We start from the raw sequence: 22,706 nt of genomic DNA on the forward strand, positions 1-22,706 counted from the left end.
AGGATCGCGCCGACCGTCGAGGCTGAAGGCCACATGAACTCGGGAGCCGTGCGCCTGAGCCGTGCCACGATCTTCTTTGGACCCCAAAGCGGATGCAGCTCCTTGGCCGCCACAATCCGCTCAACCAGATCCTGAGCTGTCGCCCGGCCATGATTGAGCGGGGCTCGCGGCAGGTCGTGCAAACCTTCCGGGCCGAACTCCCGATAGCGTCCTAGCCATTTGTAGCCGTTCTTGCGTGAGATCCCGTAGGCCGCACAAAGCGCAACCATCGTCTCATCCCCAGAAAGACACTCCACAACAAACCGTAGCCGCTCGTCCATGATGCCAGTCTCTCGCCAAACCATTGCCGGTCCTCCGGCGGACAAGAAAACTGTCACCCATGCTATCGGTCCATTCTGTTACCTATCTATCCGGTTCGGACATAATCTCCTTCTCCCCGTCACTACACGGGGAGAAGGTGCCGGCAGCCGGATGAGGGGCAGCGCCAATCTTTGCAGTTGAGGTGAGATGCACAGCGGCGATATTGCGAGAAATGCCTCGGTCAGCGCCGCCCCTCATCGCCCTGCCGGGCGTTGGTCACTCGAAAGCCAAGCAATTGGCTTTTCGTCCGCTACGCGGACCGCTCCTCAACCCCGTATAGTGACGGGGAGAAGAAGGCTGTCGTCGGCGGTTTCGCCAATCGCCGGTCAAGCTACTCTCTCGAAATAATCTCCTGGCCGTCGATCACCAGCCTCAGCCCGAGATTGCCGGCCCTGCGGCGGGCGAGGAAGCGCGGGCGGCGCGTGGTCGAGACCCGGCCCTTGCGGCGATCCTTGGCCGGCAGCGCCTTGATGGCGGCGCCGAGCGATTCCTCAAGCGTGCGGGCAATGCCGTCGGATTCGATCAGCAGCATCTGCAGCCGGTAGGCGTCGGCCCAGGCGCGCCAGTCGGCGGCGACGTCGTCGAGATCGTCGGCCACCAGCAGCGGCACCGACAGCATCGGGTCGTTGTGCAGGAGTTCGAGGGTTACCGTGACATTGCCTTGCGCATCCTCCATCGCGCGGGCGGCGACGCCGCGAAACGCGTTGGCGGGCAGCGCGATGATCGCCGGCACGCCGCTCATCTCGAGCGTGCGGCGGATGACGGCGCCGCGCTGGTCGATGGTGAAGGTAACGTCGCCATAGTCGTCGCGCGTGGCATAGCTCACCACTTGCGGCAGGCGGAATGGGTCGAGGCGCATGTTGCGCCCGGCCCAGACGGGCTTCAATACACTGTTCATCTGCTGCCTTCCTGTGTTTCTCCTGAGAGCCGCTTTCACGGATCCCACCGGGCCAGTTTTCCCGGCCTCGTTGTGTGAAACATTAGCGCGAGCTTCTGCCGCGCGGCTTAAGAAAGTCAGTTAAATTTTGCTGATCTCAGGCGATGGTTATCGGAATGAAACCAGCCACAAAATGTTGAAAGGATCAGATAACCTTACCGGGATTCATGATGCCGGCCGGATCGAAGACGGCCTTCACCCGGCGCATCAGTTCGATCGCCATTGGCGGCGCGGTGGCGATCAGTTCGTCGCGCTTCAACTGGCCGATGCCATGCTCGGCCGAGATCGAACCGTGGAAGGAGCGCACGACATCGTGCACGGCATGGTTCATGGCGTGGTAGAGGCCGAGAAACGCTTCGTCGTCACCGCCCTCCGGCCGGGAGATGTTGTAGTGCAGATTGCCGTCGCCCATATGACCGAAGCAGACCACGCGCGCCTGCGGACTGACCGAAGCCACTGCACCGGCCGCCTTTTCGATAAACGCCGGGATGGATGCCACCGGCACCGAAATATCATGCTTGATCGAAGCACCTTCGGGCTTTTGCGAATCCGGCAGCACCTCGCGGAAGTTCCAGAACGCGTCGCCCTGCGCCAGGCTGGCCGCGATCACCGCGTCGCCGACGATGCCTTGCTGGAGGCCTGCCGACAGCACTTCTTCGATCAGCCCCCTGGCGTCCTCGGCTGAACGGCCCGACGACACCTGCATCAACACATACCATGGCCAATCCTGCGCCAGCGGCCGCGTGACGCCCTGCGCATGGCGCAGCGTGAAATCATACGGACGCCGGCCGATCAGCTCGAAGGCGGTGAGTGCCGCCCCTGCCCGGTCCATCGCCAGGCTGAACAGCGAAAGCGCTGCTTCCGGCGACGACAGGCCGGCAAAGGCCACTTCGCGCCCCTTGGGCTTGGGAAACAGTTTCAGCACCGCTGCGGTGATGATGCCGAGCGTGCCTTCGGCGCCGACGAACAGGTTCTTCAGATCGTAGCCGGTGTTGTCCTTCTTCAATTTGCGCAGATCGTCGAAGGCCTCGCCGGTCGGCAGCACCACTTCGACGCCGAGGCAGAGTTCGCGCGCATTGCCATAGGCAAGCACGCCGGTGCCGCCGGCATTGGACGAGAGATTGCCGCCGATCTGGCAGGACCCTTGCGCGGCGAGCGACAGCGGAAACAGCCGGTCGGCGGCATCGGCCGCTTCCTGCAGCGTCTGCAGGATAACGCCGGCCTCGACTGTTACCGTGTTGGAGAAGACGTCGATCTCGCGAATGCGGTTCAGCCGCGACAAAGAAAGCACGATCTCGCGGCCGGATGCGTCAGGCACCTGGGCGCCGACCAGCCCGGTGTTGCCGCTTTGCGGCACGACCGGCGTTCCCGTCTCGCTCGCAAGGCGCATGATCCGGCTGATCTCGTCGACGCTGCCGGGGCGCAGCACCAAGGCGGTCCTGCCGTGCCATAGGCCGCGCCGCTCGGTCAGATACGGCGCAATATCGGCCTGGTCGCGCAGCGCATATTTGTCGCCGACGATTGCCGCGAAGCGGGCGATGAGAGCGGGATCGAGGTCGAAGGGTGCGTCGTTCATGGGCGCAAACTATGGCGCTCAATCGAGCTTGTCACGGGGGGCAGCGGCACGAAACAGCCGATCGTTGATCGCCTCGCCGAGCCCATCGAACGGGATCGGCTCGACGGCGATCGTCGCCGCACCGCTGCGGTCGAGTTCCTGCAAATACGCGAACAGATTGCTTGCGGCTTCGCGCAAATCGCCTGACGCGGACAGGTTGCGCAAGGCGGCCGCCGCTTGCCAGCCTTCGGCGCGGTCGCCACCAAAGGCCAGCAAGGCCTCGCCTTCAGCCACACTCTGTGCATCGAGCCGCACCGATGCGCGCGGCGCATAATGCGACGCCAGCATGCCGGGCGCCTCGATGCCGGCTGTCGCGCCGCGCTGCAGCTTAATGCCGGTGACGGCCTCGATATCGGCGGCAGCGATGCCGCCTGGCCTCAGCAGCCGCACGCTGTTGCCTTCGACCTTGACGATGGTCGATTCCAGCCCGACCGGGGTGGCGCCGCCATCGACCACCAGCTGGATTTTGGCGCCGAGATCGGCCGCGACGGCTTGCGCCGTCGTGGCGCTGATCTTGCCCGAAGAGTTCGCGCTGGGCGCGGCCAACGGCCGGCCGAGTCTGGCGATCAGCTCGCCGCCGAACCCCCTCGGCATGCGCAGCGCGATCGTATCGAGCCCGGCGGTGACCAGCGGATGGATGCCGTTGCCGGGTCGGAGCGGCAGCACCAGCGTCAGCGGCCCCGGCCAGAACGCCTCGGCCAGCCGCTTCGAAAGCGGGTCGAAGATCGCAATGCGCTCGGCCATCGCCAGATCGGCGACATGGGCGATCAGCGGGTTGAAGCGCGGCCGGCCCTTGGCTTCGAAAATGCGGGCGACGCCGACGCCATTGGTCGCGTCGCTGGCCAGTCCATAGACGGTCTCCGTCGGGATGGCGACGACGTCGCCGCCCTCAAGCAGCGCCAACGCCTGCTCCATCGCTTCGCCGACGGATAGTATCTCAGCCACTCGCTTCACCTCACAGGCACCGGACCTAAAGCGCGTCGCGCTGAACCGGATTCATGCGACGCGCTTTAGGTCTTTGTTTTGATGCATGTCGTTCTCTCAAAACCGGGGCCACTTTTGAGCGACATGCATTAGAGCGGTTCAGCGGTTCGCTGAAACGCTCTAAGTATTTGTTTTTGCGCAATTCCGGACGGAAAACCGCTACTCACTTTTCCTGGAATTGCTCTAATACGGCAGTGGTTTTCGGGCAAGCCGGCGTTGGCGAATTATCAATGCCTAAAATGCTACGTTTCCCTGCAAGCCGGCATCAATCCACTGGGGTTAAGGCTATTTGCGGTTAGGGCTGGCGGCTTGTCGGGCAAGGGGACGGTTTCGATGTCGATGCGTGTGCTTGGAGCGCTTGGTTTCACCCTGGCGGCGATGACCGGTGGGGCGCACGCCTCGTCGATCGTCTTTCTCGGCGTCTCGACCTCGACGCCATCGGTCATCAAGGTTGGCGGATCCGAACCGGTCAGGATCGCCTCGTCGCCATCGATCGTCGCACTCGGCGATGCCCAGCCCGATGTGACTTATGAAAAGGTCGCGGCGATCCCCGAAAAGCCTAGGCACGGCCAGGACCCGATGATCATTCGCGGCGGCATCGTCGGCGGCGCCTTCGCCGCGCCGGCTCCGGCCAGGGCGAGCGCCGCGGCGCCGGCGACTGAGCCGACGGCAGAGACCGCACCAGCCGGAACTGCAACGGCATCGAACGGCAAGCCCGAGTCGCAACCGGCAGCGCCGCAGCCGGCAGCAACACCGCAGCAGCCGATCGAGGGCGTCGGCAAAGCCGAGTAGGCCATTCAGCCAAAACAGTCGGCCAAGACAGTCGGCCGATCCATGCCGCTTGACGCCGATCGACGCCCCGGCGCAGGATCGGCTTGGCGGCGGCGGCCCCAATTTCGCCAATCGGGTTTGGCATGAGCGCGCCGGGTTCTAGGAGAGCGAGGGGTTATCATGAACATGACGAAATCTTTGACTATTGCCGGCCTGTTGCTGGCGTCACCTATAGGTGTCGGCGGCGCGCAGGCCGGTGACGAGCTAGGGTCCTACGTCGCGCGCATTTCCGATCGCGACCACCATGCCAGCGACGGCTATGAGCTGAGCAGCGCAGCACAGATGGTGCGGCAGGACCGTGCCAACTGGCACAAGTTCCACCGGCGCGATGCCGACGACCAGGGCGATGACTGGTTCCGCAGCAACGATGATCGCGCGTATCTGGAACGCATGCTGAAGCGCGGTGGCGCGATGAGCTCCTCGACACGGAACGCCATCGTCAATGGCGAGCCGCTGATCCAGGTCGACGTCTATTCAGACAGCGTGCATGTCAGCATTTTGGAGGACTGACGGAGTCAGCCTCGGGAGGACTGAAAACAAGACGGGCGGCGTGTGAACGCCGCCCGTGTTCGGGCTTGTCCGTCCCTTAGCCAGCTATTCTGGAAAAATCCGCGACCTGATCGGTGGCCGTGCGGATGCGAGCCAGCAGCGCCAGGCGGTTGGCGCGCACGGCCTGGTCCTCATCATTCACGAGAACGCGTTCAAAGAATGAATCAACCGGTTCACGCAACACGCTAAGCGCCAGCATGGCGGCGGAAAAGTCTTCGTTTTGAATCGCTTCGCCGGCTTCTCTCTCCGCCTGATTCACCGCCGCAAACAGCGATTTCTCGGCCTCCTCGCGAAACAGCGCCGGCTCAACAGTCGCGGCGACGCGCGTTTTCTTCTTCTCCTCGGCAGCCAGAATGTTGGCCGCGCGCTTGGCGCCGGCGAGCAGGTTCTTGCCGTCCTCGGTGTCGAGGAAGGACCCTAGCGCCTCGACGCGGCGCACGATCTGCAGGAGGTCATCCGAGTGCGATTGGCCGATCTCCCCCCTTGTGAGGGAGATGCCCGGCAGGGCAGAGGGGGGCGCGCCAGAATGAGAGGTCGGCGGGACAGCGCCCCCCTTTGTCGGCTTCGCCGCCCCCACAATGGGGGAGATTGGCGCGCTTCCACCACCTGCCAGCACGGCGTCAATGAGATCATGCCGAGCGCCCTGGTCGCGGAGATAGACTTTCAGGCGGTCGTGGAAGAAGGCGAGGAGGTCGGAGCCAAAGGCCCGTCCAGCCTTAGACGCGAGATAACTCGCCGTTTGATAGGCACTATCGAAGAGCGATGTCAGCGGCAGTGAGATCCCATTCTCGATCAGGATCCTCACCACACCCAGTGCTGCCCTTCTCAGCGCGTAAGGATCCTTCGAGCCCGTCGGCTTTTCATCAATGGCCCAGAAGCCGACCAGCGTATCGATTTTGTCGGCCAGCGCGACGGCAATCGACACCGGATTGGTCGGCACGCTATCCGACGGACCTTGCGGTTTGTAGTGCTCCTCGATCGCCGCAGCCACGGACGGATGCTCGCCCTGCAGCAGCGCGTATTTGCGCCCCATGGCGCCTTGCAGTTCCGGAAACTCGCCCACTGCTTCGGTCGTAAGATCGGCCTTGGCCAGCACCGCGGCGCGGGCCGCGAGCGCGGTAATCTCCCCCCTTGAGGGGGAGATGTCGCCGAAGGCGACAGAGGGGGTCGTCTCGCGTGGAGCGCCAACTCCCTCTTTCTTCGAGAGACCGGACGGCGTCGCGGCAGCCGAAGCGACCCCCTCTGGCCTGCCGGCGATCTCCCCCTCAAGGGGGGAGATCGACTGCGCCACTGTTGGCGCCAGCTCTTCCGCCAGCCGCTTGATCCGCTCCACCCGCTCGCCTTGCGTGCCGAGCTTGGCGTGGAAAGTCACCCCGAGATGGTCGAGGCGGGCCATGCGTTGGTCGAGCGGCTTTTTCAGATCGAGCCCGAACTTTTTTGCCGATGCCTCGAGCTCTCCCAGATCGGGCAGATCGCCCTGGTCGGTCCGCCAGAAGTACAGCGCATCCGACAGGCGCGCGCGCACCACCTTGCCGTTGCCGTGCGCGATCTCCTTGCCGCCATCCTTCGCCTCGATGTTGGCAGTGAGGATGAAGCGGTTGGAAAGGTTTTCGCCGTCGCCTTGCGGACGGGTGACAAAGCATTTCTGATTGGCGCGAATGGTCAGCCGCACCACCTCGGGCGGAATGGCAAGAAAGGCCTGCTCGAATTCGCCCATCAGCACCACCGGCCATTCGACCAGGCCCGACACTTCCTCCAGCAGCCCTTCGTCCTCGACCAGATCGAGCCCGTTGGCGAAGGCGAGGTTGCGGGCGTCGGCAAGGATGATCTCCTTGCGCCGGTCGCCGTCCAGCACGACCTTGGCTGCTTCCAGCTTGGTCACGTAATCGTCGAAGCGACGCACGGTGATTTCACCCGGCGCCATGAAACGATGGCCGTAGGTGATATTGCCCGAGCGGATGCCATCGATCTCGAAATCGACCACCACCGGCTCCTCGGTCTCCGGCCCGAAGGTGCACAGAATCGTCTGCAGCGGCCGCACCCAGCGCAGCGAACCGGGCTTCGCCGAAGCCGGCCCCCATCGCATCGATGTCGGCCAGGGGAAGCCGCGAATGATGGCCGGCACCAGTTCGGCGACGATTTCTTCCGCCGCCCTGCCCGGCTTCGAAATATGGGCGACGTAGAAATCGCCCTTCTTCGGATCGGAATGGACATGCGCCTCGGCAACCGAGGCAAGGCCTGCCTTGCGCAGAAAACCCTGCACCGCCTGTTCCGGCGCCGCCGTCGACGGCCCCTTGATCTCCTCGTGGATGTCCTTCGAGCGCGCGGTCAGGCCCCTGACATCGAGCGCCAGGCGCCGCGGCGTCCAGTATTCGCGCGCGGCGTCATAGGTCAGACCCGCCTCGACCAGACCGTCGGTCAGCATCTTCCTGAGATCGCCCGCCGCCTTGCGCTGCATGCGGGCGGGAATTTCCTCGGAGCGAAGTTCTAGCAAAAGATCAGGCATGGTTAGGCTCGCGCGACAATGGTCGGCGGGGCATAGCAACTCGGCTGGCCGCTGTCACCCTTTGCGCTTGCCGATCGTCGGCCAGGGGCGATTTTCTAAAATTTTCAAGGCGCTGTCGGGCCGCAACCAGCCCGCCCGTCCTTGGATCAAAGATTTCCATGAACCAAACGCAGCGCTGAAGCGACCAACGCTCAGGCAGGGACCTATTGGCTGAACGACCATGAAAACGGCATCGAGACTCCTCCAGATCATCGCGCTCAGCGCCTGTTTCGCCGCGCAAGTGCATGGCGCCTTCTCAATGCCGGGCGTACGGCAGGCTATGCGGACCATGGCCGGATCGACTGGCCCGATGTTGGCCCCAATCAACATGTCCCCCGAAATGATGAAGTGAGCCTCAGGCGGCGAGGCCGCCGGCCTGGGTTTGGAGGAACGCCTCGCCGCAGGCCTTCGCCAGATTGCGCACCCGCAGGATGTAGCTCTGCCGCTCGGTCACCGAAATCACGCCGCGCGCGTCGAGCAGGTTGAAGACGTGGCTGGCCTTGATGCACTGGTCATAGGCCGGGAAGACCATGCGGTGCATCGGCAGATTGTCGTTCGAAGCCGGGGCGCCGGCCGCGAGCAGCGCCTTGCATTCGGCTTCGGCGTCCTCGAAATGCCTGAGCAGCATGGCAGTGTTGGCATATTCGAAATTGTGCCTGGAATATTCCTGCTCGGCCTGCAGGAAGACATCGCCATAGGTGACTTTTTCGGCGCCTTCTCGGCCATTGAAGTTGAGGTCGTAGACATTGTCGACGCCCTGCACATACATGGCCAGCCGCTCCAGGCCGTAGGTCAGTTCTCCCGCCACCGGCGCGCATTCGATGCCGCAGACCTGCTGGAAATAGGTGAACTGCGACACTTCCATGCCGTCGCACCAGCACTCCCAGCCGAGCCCCCAGGCGCCAAGCGTCGGGCTTGCCCAGTCGTCCTCGACGAAGCGAATGTCGTGCAGCAGCGGATCGACGCCGATCGACTTGAGCGAGCCGAGATAGAGCTCCTGCAGGTTCGGCGGGTTGGGCTTCAGGATCACCTGGTACTGGTAATAATGCTGCAGCCGGTTGGGGTTTTCGCCGTAGCGGCCGTCTTTCGGCCTTCGCGAGGGCTGGACATAGGCAGCGTTCCAGCCCTTGGGCCCGAGCGCGCGCAGCGTGGTGGCCGGATGAAAGGTGCCGGCGCCGACTTCCATGTCGTAAGGCTGCAGGATGACACAGCCATAGGCGGCCCAGTAATTGTGCAGGGTCAGGATCAGCCCCTGGAACGAGCGGCTGGGATGTATATGGGCTGGACTGTCTGACGTCACGGCGGCCTCGGAAAGCGCTGAAATGATGCCATTCCCTAGTTGCCGGGCCGGCTAGCGTCAAGGCAGCGCCTATCGCCGCCTTGATGAGAGGTTGAACGCTTTGCTTCGGACTGGCCCATTGCCGGACGGTGCCGGTGGCCGTTTGCTCGCCCAGCTTCAACGACAGAGGTTCAGCCATGCAAGGCCAGCTCACCGTACGCCCCGTCACCCGAGAGGATTACGAGCAATGGCTGCCGCTGTGGGACGGCTACAATGCGTTTTACGGCCGCTCGGGGGAGACCGCCCTGCCCGGTGACATCACTGCAATGACATGGTCGCGCTTCTTCGATGCCTATGAGCCTATGCATGCGCTGGTCGCGGAGAGCGAAGGCAAGCTTCTCGGTCTTGTCCACTATCTCTATCACCGCACCACGACGGCGATTTCGCCGAACTGCTATCTGCAGGACCTCTTCACCAATGAGGCGTCGCGCGGCAAGGGCGTCGGCCGGGCACTGATCGAAGACGTCTATACCAGGGCGCAAACCGCAGGCTCCAGCCGCGTCTACTGGCTGACACACGAAACCAACCACACGGCGATGAAGCTCTACGACAAGATCGGCGATCTCTCGGGCTTCGTCGTCTACCGAAAGCTGTTCTAGAATGAGCGCCAACGCTGGGTCTGCGCCGCGTCGCTTCGCTCCTTGCTCCGCCATAGAATGACGATCGCGATAGGGCGTCTCTATCTCTTTGTTCTGTCGCAATTCCGAACGGAAAACCGCGCACACTTTTCCTGGAATTGCTCTAAGACGCCAAGCCGAAACAAAAACGGGGCTCAGCGAGCCCCGTTTCATCAGAAGTATGGCCCGATCACCCTTTCGGCGCTGGCGGGGTGGCCGGCTTGACTTTCGGGGTTTCCTGCGCCGTGTTGGATTCGATCGGCGGCAGGCCCTTCATCAGCTTCTGCTGCAAAATGGCAAGCACATCGGGATCCGGCTTCAGGTCGCGCGCCTGGTTCCACTGGAAAGTGGCTTCGAGCTTGCGGCCGACGCGCCAATAGGCATCGCCGAGATGGTCGTTGAGCACCGGATCTTCCGGCTTGAGCGACACGGCGCGCTCCATTTCGCGCACGGCGTCGTCGAACCGGCCCATGCGGAAATAGGCCCAGCCCAGCGAATCGACGATGTAGCCGTCGCTCGGCCTGAGGTCGACGGCCTTCTGGATCATCGCCAGGCCTTCCTTGAGGTTCATGTTCATGTCGACCCAGGAATAGCCGAGATAGTTCAGCACCTGCGGCTGGTCGGGGAACAGTTCCAGCGCCTTGAGGAAGTTCGGTTCGGCCTTGGGCCATTCCTTCAGCCGCTCATAGGCGATGCCGCGCTGATAGTAGATGTTCCAGTTGGCACTGGTCGGCGTCTTCAGCACCGCGACCGCCTTGTCGTAGAGAGTGGCGGCGGAGCGGAAATCCTCCTTCGAGGCATAGACCCCGCCCAGCGCCAGATAGGCGCGCATGTCATCGGGGTGAGCTTCGACGAATGCTTTGAGGTGGGCGATAGCCTCGTCGTGACGGTTGAGATCGGCAAGGTTGAGGCCGAGCTGCAGGTCGGAAAGCTCCTTCAGCGGCGAGGAGGCTGGAATGCGGCTATAGAGCGCAATGGCGCCTTCGCCGTCCTTCAGCTGCTCCGCAACGGCGGCAAGCTGCACCAAAGCGGCGTCGCTGTCGGGCTTGAGCGCGAGCGCATATTGCAGATAGAGGCGCACGAACGGCTCGCCGCCGCCGCGATTGAGCGCGATGGCGAGGTCGAGCAGGATTTCAGCGGCGCCTTCGGAGGGACTGGCGACGAAGGGCTCGATCTTGTCGCCCTTGCTGATCCTGTCGCGAAGCGCCTGGATGTCGAGCTTGCCGGGCGCGAACGCCTCGGCCTTGTCGAGCACGTAGAGCGCCTTGTTCTTGTTTCCCTTGCGCGCCAGGAAAGACGCGTAGGCCTGGGCGTTGCGCATCCATGTCTCGGGCGCGGCACCGCCGGCCGTGACGTCGGTCAGGGTCGCGTCATAAAGCGCGTCGGCCTTGTCCGACAGGCCTGCGGCATCGGCGATCAGCGCGCGGTGGAAGGACTTGAACAGGCCGAACCAGTCAGGCCCCTGCAGTTTGTCGATCGAGGCCATCGCCCCGGTGGGGTCGCCGGCGCCCTCTTGTGCCCAGCCGGACATGACGCCGGAAATCAGCCGGTCGAGATCGGATTCGAGCGACAGCTTGAGCCAGTACTGCGCCTTGGTGAAATCCTTCTTGTGGAAGGAATCGACCGCCAGAGCCAGACGCGAGAAGCGCTCGACGTCGGGAACTGCCTTGAGCTTGTCGGCATAGACCAGCGATTCCTCGAAGCGGCCTTGCGCGATCAGCGACAGCATCAGGCTTTGCTGCAGCGAGGTGTCGCCGGGATTGAAGGCGAGCGCCTGCTTGTAATAAGCGATGGCATTGTCGAGGTCGTTGTCGCCTTCGGCGATGCGGGCGGCGAGATAGGCGCCCGAGAAGGAGGTGATCTTGACCGGGCCGGTCGATTCCTTGGCGTAGGCAGGCAGCGGAGAAATCGCCATTCCTGCCACAATTGCCAGCCCCGCGAGCCAGCGCGCACGTCCTTGCCGCATCGTATCCCTTTCAGCCAAGCGCCATCCCGCGTCGGCGCGGAGAAGCCATAGACTCGATGTTTCCTGACAAAGCATGGCCTTTTTGGGGTCAGGCTTCAATCCGGGCCGAATTCACAATCGGGTCACCCGATTAACAAACCATGGCGACGCAGACACTGTCGGTTCCGACAATAGCAGATCGGGGTTGGGAGCTACAGCCTGACATCGCGATATCCGCGTGCCGCTATCGTGCTGCACAGGCCGGCCCACTCGCAACCCTGGCAGGCCTCACGCGTCACGCCGGCTGAAAAGGCCGCGCGCAAGGCGGCAAGCGTTGCCGCGTCGAGGCTGAGACGGACGCCCGCCTCGATGGGCCGGGCCAGCAGCTTGCCGACATCGCGTGCTGCCAGCTCGTCCCGGCCTGCGGCGCTTTCGCGCAAGCAGTGGGGCTCGGCCTCGCCGAGCAGCGGCCGACAGATGTCGTCGGGGCCGGAGACGATCAGAATATCCTCGCCCCGGCCCAGACGTTTCGCGATCACGTCATAGTTGGCGACGAAGGCTGCGCTGTAGCCCTTGCCGACATAGGTCAGCAGGCAAAGCAGATGGTGGGAGCGCAGCCTGACGGTCATCGGTCTTAGGACGCGGTTGCGGAGCCTGTTCCATCCCGAAGATATCGGGATGGGGCTCCATCTTTTTGTTTGAGCATGATCTCTTCCGAAAGCCGGACTCCACTTTTCGGGATCATGCTCCTGCCGGGTCCGCCTTACCGGAAAACAGCTTGAGCGTCGCGGCGCCGAGCGCCGATTTCAGCAGGCCGCCGACGAGGAAGGGCAAGAAGCCGAAGGTGATGGCCTGTTCGAGGCCGATCATGACGGCGAGCCAGGCCGTGCCGAGAACCAGGCAGGCGAGGTTGCCGAGGACCATGCCGGCGAAGGCGAGCAGCACGCGGTTGCCGTTCCAGCCGCGTTCGGCCAGCCAGCCGACCAGCGCGCCGACGACCGGGAAGGCGAAGAGATAACCGCCCGTTGCCCCGACGAAATACGACGCGCCCGCTGCCCCTCCGGACAGGACAGGAAAGCCCACGGCGCCCTCGGCGAGCCAGGCGATGATGGTCATGGCGCCAAGCCGCCAGCCATAAAGTGCGCCGACCAGCGTCACGGCGAAGGTCTGCATGGTGACCGGCACCGGCACCATCGGCACCTCGATCTGGGACAACAGCGCCAGAAACAGCGTACCGAGGGCGACGGCCGCGGCCTGCCAGCTATGCGAGCGGGTTTGCAGGCGCAACGGGCTGAAGGACGGCTTGGACGGCGAAAAGGCGATGTAGGTCATGGTGCTTCCTAGCTGGTTTGAAATTATAGATAATTTTGTTGTTCGATCTATTATGGAATCCATATTTGCGCGGGAATGGCAACCCTCACCCCTAAAAAGGCTTGGGCTTGCGTGTCGAATAAAGGACATTTGGAAAGGCTGGCGGGACAGCACCCCCCTCTGGCCTGCCGGCCATCTCCCCCGCAAGTGGGGAGATCGGATGTCGCCTTTGCTTTCGCCAATGGCCGACGTTGCAGGACTAACGCAACGGCAAAGCTGTTGATCTCCCCCCTTGCGGGGGAGATGTCCGGCAGGACAGAGGGGGGTGTGAAGGATCGCTACGCGCGGAATCCGACGACTTGTCCCTTCGTCCCTACCCGACGATGGCAAACGCTTCGCGCATCTTGCCCGACGCGGTCTTGACCGGTTTTCTGGCCGATCCGCTGAACGTGCCGGCCAAGCGTGGCGGCGGCCGATTCGGTGTTGCCTTGCCGCAGCGCGCTCAGGATCGCGCGATGATCCTGGTCGGTGCGGATTTCCCATTCCGAGCGCCAGGCGGCGAACAGGAAGCGGGCGCTTGCGGCGTGCAAATCGTCGATGGTGGCGATGAGCCGCGGCATGCCGCAGGGCGCCAGGATCAGCCGGTGGAAGGTGCGGTTGGCCTCCTCCCAAGAGCGGACATCGCGGGATTTGTCGCAGGCCTTTGTGGCTTCTTCGGCAAGGTTGAGAATGGAAGCCGTCAGATGCGGCGCGGCATGGCGCAGCGCCAGCACTTCGAGGGCTGCCCGCATTTCGGCGACTTCCCTTACCTCGCCGAGATCGAAAGCGGCGACGCGCACGCCCCGCCTGGGCTCACTGACCGCCAGCCCTTGCGCCTCCAGGCGCCGGAAGGCTTCGCGCACCGGGACATGGCTGGTCTGGAATTCCTCGGCGATGTGATCCTGCCGCAGCCGGGCGCCGGGTTCGATCGCGCCCGATATGATGCGATCCGCCAGCACCTTGCTGATGCGCACGGCGATGGTGTCGTCTGCGGTCTTTGCCATGTTTTATAGATAATTTGCACTGCTGCCGATTGTCGAGCGGTGATTGCCCGATTTTGCGTGCAAACTTGCTTTGGCGCCAGGCGCGGGTCAGTTCACCCGGCTGATGCAGAAGTCGATGACGTCGATGAGCGCCGATTTCTGCGGCGTCGCCTCCAGCGGTGCCAGCGCATCGCGGGCGATCTCGCCGAAATGGCGGGCCCGTCCGATGGTGTCGGCAATGGCGCCATGGCGGGTCATCAGGCCGATCGCCTTTTCCAGGCCGGCATCGTCGGTGACATTGTCCTCGATGGCGCGCTTCCAGAAGGTGCGCTCGGCCTTGGTGCCGCGCCGGTAGGCGAGGATGACCGGCAGTGTAACCTTGCCTTCGCGGAAATCGTCGCCGACATTCTTGCCCAGCTCCTGGCTGGAGCCGCCATAATCCAGCGCATCGTCGATGAGCTGGAAGGCAAGGCCGAGATTCATGCCGTAGGAGCGCAAGGCGGCGCGATCGTTGCGCGTCGCCGATGCGATGACCGGGCCGACCTCGGCGGCAGCCGAGAACAGCGCCGCGGTCTTGGCCTTGATGACGGCGAAATGCTCGTCCTCGGTGGTATCCAGGTTCTTGGCTGCCGCCAGCTGCATCACCTCGCCCTCGGCGATGATCGAGGCGGCGCTGGACAGGATGTCGAGCGCTTCCAGCGAACCGACATCGACCATCATGCGAAAAGCCTGGCCGAGCAGGAAATCGCCGACCAGCACGCTCGCCTGGTTGCCCCAGATCATGCGGGCGGTCTTCTTGCCGCGCCGCATGCCGCTCTCGTCGACGACGTCGTCATGGAGCAGCGTGGCGGTGTGCATGAACTCGACCGCGGTGGCGAGCTTGACGTGGCCCTCGCCAGAATAGCCGAACATCTGGGCCGCCGCGAGCGTCAGCATGGGACGCAGCCTTTTGCCGCCCGACGAGATCAGATGATTGGCGACCTCCGGGATCATCTCGACGTCGGAGCCGGCCTTGGACAGGATCAGTTTGTTGACGCGCCCCATATCGGCTGCTGTCAGGTCGATGAGATCTTTGATGGACGCGGGTTCCCGCTTCCCGTTTTCGATGTTGAGAACGACACCCACCAACAAACACTCCCGTCTTTGATCACGCGTGCGACGGCACCCTGGTCCCACCTGGGACTCTAGGGCGGCACATACGGGCACGGCAAGAGGCGAATTGGCGCGGCTGCGGTGACGGCGTGTCAACCTTAGCGACCGCATGCCGTTGCCCGGAAACCGCTCCACACTTTTCGGCGCCATGCTCCGGCGTTTACATCAACGCTGCAACCTGCGAACTTCGTCCGATGATAGAACTCGTGCGCACCAACGATGCCGTGATCATCTCCTTCGTCGAATCGCTGATGCGCGATGCCGGGATCGCCTGCTTCGTCGCCGACCAGAACATGAGCATTCTCGAAGGGTCGATCGGTCTTTTGCAGAAGCGCGTGATGGTCGATGCCGTCCAGGCCGATCAGGCGCGGCGCATCTTGAAAGACGCCGGCATCGAGAACGAAATCCGCCAGACATAATGGCTGAAGCGAGCGCGCTTACCAGCGATACGCCGGCCCATACGGTCGATGCCTTCCATCGCGGCCGCTTCTGGCTTGTCCAGCCCAGGACAGGGCATCGCGCCGGGATGGATGCCATGATGCTGGCGGCAGCAGTTTCATCCGGCTTTTCTGGACGCCTCGCCGATTTCGGCGCCGGCGCCGGTGCGGCGGGTCTCGCCGTGCTGTCGCGCTGCCCAGAGGCGCAGGTCGTTCTCGTCGAACGGTCGGCCGAGATGGCAGGCTTCGCCACAACCACGCTCGCCCATCCCGGCAATGCGCATCTCGGCAATCGCGCCTCGGTGCTGACCGCCGACGTCACGCTGTCAGGCCGGGCGCGGACGCAAGCCGGCCTCGCCGACAATTCCTTCGATTTCGTCATCATGAACCCGCCCTTCAACGCGGCGCAAGACCGCGCCACGCCAGATCCGCTGCGGCGGCAGGCGCATGTCATGGACGACGGGCTGTTCGAAAGCTGGATCCGGAGTGCGGCTGCCGTCGCCAAGCCGCGCGGGGGCCTGGCCGTCATTGCGCGGCCGGAACAGCTTGGCGACCTCCTCGATGCGCTGTCGGGCCGCTTCGGCGACGCCGAGATGCTGGCCGTGCATCCGCGCCCGGAAGCAGCCGCAATCCGCATTGTGGTCAGGGCAGCGCTCGGCGCGCGCGGCAAGCTGTCGATCCGCCCGCCTTTGATGCTGCATGGGCAAACGGGCGACGGCCCGTCGGAACGAACCGAGATGATCAACAACGGACTGGCGTCGCTGTTTGGCGATTGATTTAGGCCCGTCAGTGTCGTTGCCGCAAAACCGGCACACAGTTGGCTGAGATGGATTGCAGCATTGCCGTTGACCGGCAAATCCCTACATGCGTTGAAGCCATTTGGAGACAGCCACCTCGTGAAACGCCTTTTCAACCGCCTGCTGCCGAAATCCTGGCGATCCAGCGTCGTCACCATTCCCGTCATCAGGCTGCATGGCACCATCATGGCCGGCGGCGGCCCGTTCCGGCCGAGCCTGTCCTTGGCGTCCACCGCCGCCCTCATCGAAAAGGCGTTCCTGTTCGATGCGCCCGCCGTCGCCATTTCAATCAATTCGCCTGGCGGCTCGCCGGTGCAGTCGCGGCTGATCTTCAAGCGCATCCGCGACCTCGCGGTCGAGAAGAACAAAAAGGTGCTGGTCTTTGTCGAGGATGTGGCGGCCTCGGGCGGCTACATGATCGCGGTCGCCGGCGACGAGATCTTTGCCGATCCGTCCTCCATCGTCGGTTCGATTGGTGTCGTCTCGGCCTCGTTCGGCTTTCCCGAGTTGATGAAGAAGATCGGTGTCGAGCGCCGTGTCCACACCGCCGGCCAGAACAAGGCGGTGCTCGACCCGTTCAAGCCGGAGAAGAGGGAAGACGTCGAGCGCCTGAAGGCGCTGCAGCTGGAAGTGCACGAGACCTTCATCGACCTGGTCAGGGAACGCCGTGGCACCAAGCTGAAGGACGATCCGGACCTGTTCACCGGCCTGTTCTGGACCGGCAAGAAAGGGCTGGAGCTTGGCCTCGTCGATGCGTTGAGCGACATGCGCACGGTACTGAAAACCCGCTTCGGCGCGAAAACCCAGCTCAGGCTGGTCACCGCGCCGCGTGGCCTGTTTGGCCGCATCGGCCTGTTCGGCTCGAACTTTTCAGCGCCCGATATTGCCGCCGCCGCAAGCGGCGTGATCGATGCGGCGGAAGAGCGCGCATTGTGGGCTCGCTTCGGGCTTTGAAAAAGCAGGGAAAGCGTCTAGCATGAGGGCTTGACAGTCTGCCTTGCCGCCTTGCGAGGGAGGAGCTTTGAAATGCCACAGATCATTTTCTTCGCAGTTGTCGGCGCAGCCGCTTATTTCGGCTACCGCACCTTCGTCCGCGAGGCCGAACGTGTGACCGCCAAGGTGCGGCGCACCGAAAAGCAGGCAGCCAACGGCACCAACGGCACGCTGGTCCAGGATCCCAAGACCGGCGAATACCGCCTGGCCAAGGACTGATCATCATCCCGTCAGCAGCCGACAGTTTGGATGCCGCAGCCCGGACGTGGCTTGCGCCCGCCAAGATAAATCTGGCGCTGCACGTCACCGGCAAGCGCGCCGACGGCTACCATCTGCTCGAGAGCCTGGTCGTTTTCACCCGCTTCGGCGACAGGGTCGAGATCGAGCCTGCCGACGCCGACCGGTTCTCCGTATCGGGCCGTTACGCGACTTCCGTGCCGATCGACGACAGCAATCTGGTGGTGAAGGCGCGCGAGGCGCTGCGCAGGCAGGCCGGCCAGCAGAGCACGCCGCCGGTTGCCATCCGGCTGGAAAAGAACCTGCCGATCGCATCCGGCGTCGGCGGCGGCTCAAGCGACGCGGCGGCGGTATTGCAGGGTCTTGTCCGGACCTGGGGGCTCGACATCGGCGAGGCCGAACTGAGCCGGATCGGTCTCACGCTCGGCGCCGACGTGCCTATGTGTCTTGCGGCAAAACCGCTGGTTGCGCGTGGCGTCGGCGACGAGCTGTCGCTGGTGCCGGATTTTCCGGCGCTCGCTTTGGTGCTGGTCAATCCCGGCGTCGCCGTCTCGACGCCTGATGTGTTCAACGCACTTGAGAAACGCGACAATGAGGGATTGCCGCCGCTGCCGCGTGCATTTGACTTCCACAGTGTCCGCAACTGGCTGGAGATCACCCGCAACGATCTCGAACCGGCGGCGCAGGCGATCCAGCCGCCCATCGGCCGAGCGCTTTCCCTGCTGAACAGGGCCGGATCTGGATTCTCGCGCATGTCGGGCTCCGGCGCGACATGCTTCGGACTGTTCGAGACCGGCAATGTCGCCAAGCGCGCCGCCGCCGAGATCCGCAGCCGCGAACCGGAGTGGTTTGTCGCCGCGACACGAAGCATCGCTTCAGAGGGGGCCGATGACCAAAATTGACGAAAGCCGCCCCTTCATCCCGGTGCGCATCGCGGTGCTGACGGTGTCCGATACGCGCAGCCTTGCCGACGACAAATCAGGGCGGACGCTGGCCGATCGCATCGTCGAGGCCGGCCATGTCCTGGCCGCGCGCGACATCGTCACCGACGACCGGGAGAAAATCCGCGACAAGGTGCTGGGCTGGTCGCGCGACGAAGACATCGATGTCGTCATCACCACCGGCGGCACCGGTTTTACCGGCCGCGACGTGACGCCGGAGGCGCTGGAGCCGATCTTCGAGAAGCGCATGGATGGCTTTTCCGAAGTGTTCCACCGCATTTCCTACGACAAGATCGGCACCTCGACAGTGCAGAGTCGGGCGACGGGCGGCGTCGTCAACGCCACCTTCGTCTTCGTGCTGCCGGGCTCGCCCGGCGCCTGCAGGGACGCCTGGGACGGCATCCTGAAACCGCAGCTCGACTACCGCCACATGCCCTGCAACTTCGTCGAGATCATGCCGCGCCTGGACGAGCATTTGCGGCGCGGCAAGGCCGCCTCGTAAACCAAGGCAAAGCCGGCCAAGTGCTGCCTTTGTCAGGCAGAATGGCGGCTGCGCCTTCGAGAGGTCATTTCCTCCGGGTCGTCGGGCGGATAGTCTGTCGCCAAGTCAAGACGGAAGAGATCCAATGAGCGCGCACCGCGGCGGCTGCCATTGCGGCAACATCCACCTGACGTTCGAAACGGGAATCGAGCCGGCCGAGGTGGAGATCCGCGCCTGCCAGTGCGCGTTCTGTGTCCGGCATGGTTCGCGCGCCGCTGCCGATCCGCAGGGCCGATTGATCGTCTCGGTCGAGGACGAGGCGCGGCTGCACCGATACCGGTTCGGATTGCGCACCGCCGATTATCTCATCTGCCGGGACTGCGGCGTCTATGTCGCTGCTGTGACCACCGACGGCGAACCGAGAGCGATCGTCATCGTCAATGCGCTGGATGACCGGCCGCGGTTCAACCGCGAGCCGGTCCCAATGGACTATGATGCCGAGAACAAAGAGGGTCGCATTGCCCGGCGGCAAGCGCGCTGGATGCCGGTCGAGATCCGCTCCGGCGTCAGCGGATGACCGGCTCGCCGTGGAAGCGGCGGCGCGAGGGCGGCGAGACGCCGAAGCCGACCTCCATCATCAGCCGTGGCGTGGTGGACGGCACGGTGCCCATGTGGAAGCCGAACGGGTCCTCGACGAAGCCGAGGCCGGCCTCGCCGGTCAGCGTGACCGGGCTGTCGTCGCCATAGACCTTGAGCACGTCTTGCGCCGGATGGCCGACCAGCAGCGTCAGCTGGTGCTTGAGGCTGCGCCTGTTGTGGCTGGCTTTGACATAGACATGCGGGCCGGTGCCGGCATCGCAGGGCTTGAGATAGAAGAAGAATTTCAGCATCCGCCAGTCGTCGAGATCGAAATGATATTTGCCGAGCGAGGCAAGGTTCTTGTCGGCGTCGGAAGCCTCGCCGGTCGGAAAGCTCCACCAGACACGCGTGGTGATCAGCTTTGCCTGCCCGCCCAGATAGTGCTGGGCGATGTCGAGCAGCAGCGGGTCGTTCTGGATGGCGAGTGCCGCCTTGCAGCCGAGGATGCGCTCGAAATAGTGTCCGCTGAGCAAAGAGCGGCCGAACCGCTTCTCGGCTTCTGCGTGTTCTCCGGGCATGAATTCGAGCCGGCGGTCGAAATTGCCGAAGCACGGCGTGCTCTGAGCAAAGCTGGCGATCTCTTCGTGGATTGCCTGCGGAAGGACCAGTCCGGAGAACAGGCCATCGGTGCGCAGCGCCGCGACGATCGACTTGAGGTCGACGCCCCTGAACATCGTCGCTCCGGCACTCTGCGCGGGGCGCGCGGCTTTGGCGCCAAGCCAGTGCAGCTTGCGCGCCGGCATGGTGCGGGCAAGCACGAACATCGGCAGCCATGCGGGATTTTCGCGCAGGTCGGACAGATAGGTCGGGATACGCACCGCAATGCGGCGGAGCAGGCTGCCGTTGCGGGCAATGGCTTCCAGACTCGGGGCGCCGGATTTGTCAGGGGACGAAAGGTTCATCGGGGTCCTCAGATATGAACGGCAGCAACGACGACGCGGCGCTTGCTTACCGCTCCGGCACTACCCAAACCCCGATATCCCGCATCAACGGAATGCTAATCCCGCGTCAGCTTTTGTGCAATGCACAATAGCTTTTTGCGGCGAAAAAGAGGGATGGTGCTGCGACCGTGCCAATGCGGATGAGACGCCGACGCTGCTCCTCATCCGCCCTTCGGGCACCCTTCTCCCTGGGAACGGGAAAAGGGAGAAACATCACTTCTTCGGCGCCAGCCAGATTTCGGCGTCGAGCCGCCTGGTGGCGAGACCGCGCGCAAGGGCTTCGGCGCTGTGCGCGTTCTTCGACAGGGCAGCGGCCTGGCGCTTGCTGATGACCAGCCCTTCGGCCAGCGCCCGGTTGCCCGAAAACACCCGTGACAGGAACGGCGTGCGGCTGCCGCGCGCACGGCAAAAGCGCGCCGGCATGGTTTGCCGCGCCGTGTGAGCGACAACGTCGTCGATCCAGCCCTCCGCCAGCCTTGCGCCGGGTTCCAGAAACAGCAGCCAGTCACCCTTCGCCTGCCTGATTCCCGCGGCAATGCCGCCGACCACGAAGTGGCAGCCGGCATGATCGGCAACCCGATGCGTCTGGTCGGTCGAGCCGGTGTCGCAGACGATGACATCGCGCACCACGCCCTCGACCGCGCCGCCGATCAACGAGGCGAGCGTGCGGGCAAGGCCTTCTTCGTCATCCCGGGTTTCGATGAGAACGCTGAGCATTTTTAGCCGAATAGCGGAAAGCCCGGCGCAGCGCCAGTTTTGCATGGCCCAACGAAAAAGTTCTTGCTTTGTTCTCATCAGCGAAATAGGATTATTTTCATGAACAGAGCGATTCGACAGCCAGCCGACAGTCCTTGGGAAAGGGCCAAAATGGAACATATCGTGCGTGCGGACATTGCTGCTTTCGGAGCAGGGCGAGCCGAGATGGCCAATGCGATGATCGAACAGAGCGGCATGCGCGTCCGTCCGGATCGCAACCGCGGCCGTTCCGCGGGCATCAACCCGTCCGGCCGGTTCGAGCCGGTCAGCCGGCATGTGTTCGACGACGGCTGGAATTCGCTGGAGGAATTGCCGCCGTTCAAGACCGAAGTGCAGGTCGAGAAGCCGCGCACCATCATCACCCGCAACGAATCGCCCGACATTTCCTTCGACCGCTCGATCAACCCCTATCGCGGCTGCGAGCATGGCTGCGTCTATTGTTTCGCCCGGCCGACGCATTCCTTCATGGGCCTGTCGCCGGGGCTGGATTTCGAAGCGAAGCTGTTTGCCAAGCCGGATGCGGCGCGGCTGCTCGACAAGGAACTGTCGAAGGATGGCTATCAGCCGCGCACCATCGCGATCGGCACCAACACCGATCCCTACCAGCCGATCGAGAAACAATACCGGATCATGCGCGAGATCCTCGAAGTGCTGGAGGCGCGCGGCCATCCGGTCGGCATCGTCACCAAATCCCATCTGGTGACGCGCGACATCGACATCTTGTCGCGCATGGCCGAACGGGGCTTGGCCAAGGTGGCGCTGTCGGTGACAACGATGGACCGCATGCTGGCGCGCACCATGGAGCCACGCGCGTCGACGCCGACCAAGCGGCTTGAGGCGATCCGGCAGCTTTCCGATGCCGGCATCCCGGCCTCTGTCATGGTGGCGCCGATCATTCCCGGCCTGACCGACCAGGAGATGGAGCGCATCCTCGATTCGGCACGCGCCGCAGGCGCCCGCGAGGCCGGCTATGTCATCCTGCGCCTGCCGCTCGAGGTGGCGCCGATCTTCAAGGACTGGCTGCTGCGCCATTATCCCGACCGCTACCGGCACGTGATGTCGCTGATCCGTTCGATGCGCGACGGCAAGGACTATGATTCGGAATGGGGCAAGCGGATGAAAGGCGCCGGCCCCTATGCCTGGCAGATCGGCCGGCGCTTCGAGATCACGGCCAAGCGGCTCGGCCTCAACGCCGAGCGGCGCACGCTCCGAACCGACCAGTTTGTCGCCGCCGCCAAGGCGACCGAGCAGCTGATGCTGCTCTGAGAGTAGCGCTT

The 22,706-nt window shown here is 63.8% G+C and carries 24 protein-coding genes and 1 pseudogene; 11 read left to right on the plus strand and 14 right to left on the minus strand.

Features of this window, described 5'->3' with window-relative positions; genetic code table 11:
- From NKI05_RS05475 to NKI05_RS05490, 4 genes are all read right to left on the minus strand, one after another.
- On the minus strand, positions 1–344 hold a 344-nt coding region (locus NKI05_RS05475), incomplete at its 3' end, for a helix-turn-helix domain-containing protein (protein WP_352792264.1).
- Between the two features lie 347 nt (positions 345–691).
- On the minus strand, positions 692–1,258 hold the full coding sequence (locus NKI05_RS05480; RefSeq protein WP_023668457.1) for a DUF6101 family protein: 567 nt from the start codon (positions 1,256–1,258) through the stop codon (positions 692–694).
- Between the two features lie 184 nt (positions 1,259–1,442).
- Positions 1,443–2,873, minus strand: a complete 1,431-nt coding sequence (locus tag NKI05_RS05485) for an FAD-binding oxidoreductase (RefSeq protein ID WP_352792265.1) — start codon at positions 2,871–2,873, stop codon at positions 1,443–1,445.
- Between the two features lie 18 nt (positions 2,874–2,891).
- Positions 2,892–3,857 (minus strand): L-threonylcarbamoyladenylate synthase, encoded by a 966-nt coding sequence (locus NKI05_RS05490; protein ID WP_023709889.1) that lies wholly within the window; start codon positions 3,855–3,857, stop codon positions 2,892–2,894.
- A gap of 372 nt (positions 3,858–4,229) precedes the next feature.
- Here NKI05_RS05490 and NKI05_RS05495 point away from each other — a divergent pair, with 372 nt between their 5' ends.
- Positions 4,230–4,688: a hypothetical protein gene (locus tag NKI05_RS05495; protein ID WP_023706636.1), complete on the plus strand. Its 459-nt coding sequence runs from the start codon at positions 4,230–4,232 to the stop codon at positions 4,686–4,688.
- A gap of 165 nt (positions 4,689–4,853) precedes the next feature.
- Positions 4,854–5,237: a hypothetical protein gene (locus NKI05_RS05500; RefSeq protein ID WP_081732299.1), complete on the plus strand. Its 384-nt coding sequence runs from the start codon at positions 4,854–4,856 to the stop codon at positions 5,235–5,237.
- Between the two features lie 76 nt (positions 5,238–5,313).
- On the opposite strand, the gene glyS is transcribed toward NKI05_RS05500, so the two are convergent.
- From glyS to NKI05_RS05515, 3 genes are read right to left on the minus strand one after another with little or no spacing between them, the layout of a single operon-like run.
- Positions 5,314–7,782: a glycine--tRNA ligase subunit beta gene (gene glyS, locus NKI05_RS05505; protein WP_023815237.1), complete on the minus strand. Its 2,469-nt coding sequence runs from the start codon at positions 7,780–7,782 to the stop codon at positions 5,314–5,316.
- A 54-nt stretch (positions 7,783–7,836) separates the two neighbouring features.
- Positions 7,837–8,151 carry a hypothetical protein gene (locus tag NKI05_RS05510; protein ID WP_352792266.1) on the minus strand — a complete coding sequence of 105 codons (315 nt, stop codon included), beginning with the start codon at positions 8,149–8,151 and terminating at the stop codon, positions 7,837–7,839.
- A 25-nt stretch (positions 8,152–8,176) separates the two neighbouring features.
- Positions 8,177–9,121, minus strand: a complete 945-nt coding sequence (locus NKI05_RS05515; protein ID WP_023815236.1) for a glycine--tRNA ligase subunit alpha — start codon at positions 9,119–9,121, stop codon at positions 8,177–8,179.
- Between the two features lie 176 nt (positions 9,122–9,297).
- Between NKI05_RS05515 and NKI05_RS05520 the strand changes: the two genes are divergently transcribed.
- Complete coding sequence (locus tag NKI05_RS05520) at positions 9,298–9,759, plus strand: GNAT family N-acetyltransferase (protein ID WP_023684366.1); 462 nt, start codon at positions 9,298–9,300, stop codon at positions 9,757–9,759.
- A 208-nt stretch (positions 9,760–9,967) separates the two neighbouring features.
- Here the strand turns inward: NKI05_RS05520 and NKI05_RS05525 are convergent, their stop codons facing one another.
- The 5 genes and pseudogenes from NKI05_RS05525 to NKI05_RS05545 form a co-directional block, all read right to left on the minus strand.
- Positions 9,968–11,743 (minus strand): tetratricopeptide repeat protein, encoded by a 1,776-nt coding sequence (locus NKI05_RS05525; protein WP_023815235.1) that lies wholly within the window; start codon positions 11,741–11,743, stop codon positions 9,968–9,970.
- A 191-nt stretch (positions 11,744–11,934) separates the two neighbouring features.
- A complete protein-coding gene (locus tag NKI05_RS05530; protein WP_023815234.1) occupies positions 11,935–12,351 on the minus strand; it encodes a DUF1284 domain-containing protein in 417 nt (138 codons plus the stop codon).
- 112 nt (positions 12,352–12,463) lie between these two features.
- Positions 12,464–13,054: a biotin transporter BioY gene (locus NKI05_RS05535; RefSeq protein WP_023668469.1), complete on the minus strand. Its 591-nt coding sequence runs from the start codon at positions 13,052–13,054 to the stop codon at positions 12,464–12,466.
- Positions 13,055–13,406: 352 nt separating this feature from the next.
- Positions 13,407–14,076 (minus strand): annotated as a pseudogene (locus NKI05_RS05540) (GntR family transcriptional regulator).
- 87 nt (positions 14,077–14,163) lie between these two features.
- Positions 14,164–15,180 carry a polyprenyl synthetase family protein gene (locus NKI05_RS05545; RefSeq protein WP_023668471.1) on the minus strand — a complete coding sequence of 339 codons (1,017 nt, stop codon included), beginning with the start codon at positions 15,178–15,180 and terminating at the stop codon, positions 14,164–14,166.
- 221 nt (positions 15,181–15,401) lie between these two features.
- On the opposite strand from NKI05_RS05545, the gene NKI05_RS05550 reads away from it, so the two are divergent.
- The 7 genes from NKI05_RS05550 to NKI05_RS05580 all read left to right on the plus strand — a co-directional run bounded on the left by NKI05_RS05550 (position 15,402) and on the right by NKI05_RS05580 (position 19,670).
- On the plus strand, positions 15,402–15,626 hold the full coding sequence (locus tag NKI05_RS05550) for a putative signal transducing protein (RefSeq protein ID WP_023668472.1): 225 nt from the start codon (positions 15,402–15,404) through the stop codon (positions 15,624–15,626).
- Complete coding sequence (locus NKI05_RS05555; RefSeq protein ID WP_023696580.1) at positions 15,626–16,420, plus strand: tRNA1(Val) (adenine(37)-N6)-methyltransferase; 795 nt, start codon at positions 15,626–15,628, stop codon at positions 16,418–16,420. The genes NKI05_RS05550 and NKI05_RS05555 overlap by 1 nt, the downstream gene beginning before the upstream one ends.
- Positions 16,421–16,540: 120 nt before the next feature.
- Positions 16,541–17,395 carry a S49 family peptidase gene (locus tag NKI05_RS05560; RefSeq protein ID WP_023815233.1) on the plus strand — a complete coding sequence of 285 codons (855 nt, stop codon included), beginning with the start codon at positions 16,541–16,543 and terminating at the stop codon, positions 17,393–17,395.
- Between the two features lie 72 nt (positions 17,396–17,467).
- Positions 17,468–17,653 (plus strand): membrane protein, encoded by a 186-nt coding sequence (locus tag NKI05_RS05565; RefSeq protein WP_023668475.1) that lies wholly within the window; start codon positions 17,468–17,470, stop codon positions 17,651–17,653.
- A 26-nt stretch (positions 17,654–17,679) separates the two neighbouring features.
- A complete protein-coding gene (locus NKI05_RS05570; protein ID WP_023747562.1) occupies positions 17,680–18,573 on the plus strand; it encodes a 4-(cytidine 5'-diphospho)-2-C-methyl-D-erythritol kinase in 894 nt (297 codons plus the stop codon).
- Complete coding sequence (moaB, locus tag NKI05_RS05575; protein ID WP_023732120.1) at positions 18,560–19,114, plus strand: molybdenum cofactor biosynthesis protein B; 555 nt, start codon at positions 18,560–18,562, stop codon at positions 19,112–19,114. Before NKI05_RS05570 ends, moaB begins: the two co-directional genes overlap by 14 nt.
- A gap of 124 nt (positions 19,115–19,238) precedes the next feature.
- Positions 19,239–19,670 carry a GFA family protein gene (locus tag NKI05_RS05580; protein WP_023709898.1) on the plus strand — a complete coding sequence of 144 codons (432 nt, stop codon included), beginning with the start codon at positions 19,239–19,241 and terminating at the stop codon, positions 19,668–19,670.
- Here NKI05_RS05580 and NKI05_RS05585 read toward each other — a convergent pair.
- Together NKI05_RS05585 and NKI05_RS05590 are read right to left on the minus strand one after the other, a co-directional pair.
- Positions 19,660–20,634 carry a hypothetical protein gene (locus tag NKI05_RS05585; protein WP_023806763.1) on the minus strand — a complete coding sequence of 325 codons (975 nt, stop codon included), beginning with the start codon at positions 20,632–20,634 and terminating at the stop codon, positions 19,660–19,662. The two genes, NKI05_RS05580 and NKI05_RS05585, sit on opposite strands and share 11 nt — an antisense overlap.
- A gap of 252 nt (positions 20,635–20,886) precedes the next feature.
- Positions 20,887–21,390 (minus strand): glycosyltransferase, encoded by a 504-nt coding sequence (locus NKI05_RS05590; protein ID WP_023740679.1) that lies wholly within the window; start codon positions 21,388–21,390, stop codon positions 20,887–20,889.
- 150 nt (positions 21,391–21,540) lie between these two features.
- On the opposite strand from NKI05_RS05590, the gene NKI05_RS05595 reads away from it, so the two are divergent.
- Positions 21,541–22,695 (plus strand): PA0069 family radical SAM protein, encoded by a 1,155-nt coding sequence (locus NKI05_RS05595; RefSeq protein WP_023684378.1) that lies wholly within the window; start codon positions 21,541–21,543, stop codon positions 22,693–22,695.
- Positions 22,696–22,706: the final 11 nt, after the last annotated feature.

Source organism: Mesorhizobium sp. M0771, from assembly GCF_040320155.1.
GTDB lineage: Bacteria > Pseudomonadota > Alphaproteobacteria > Rhizobiales > Rhizobiaceae > Mesorhizobium.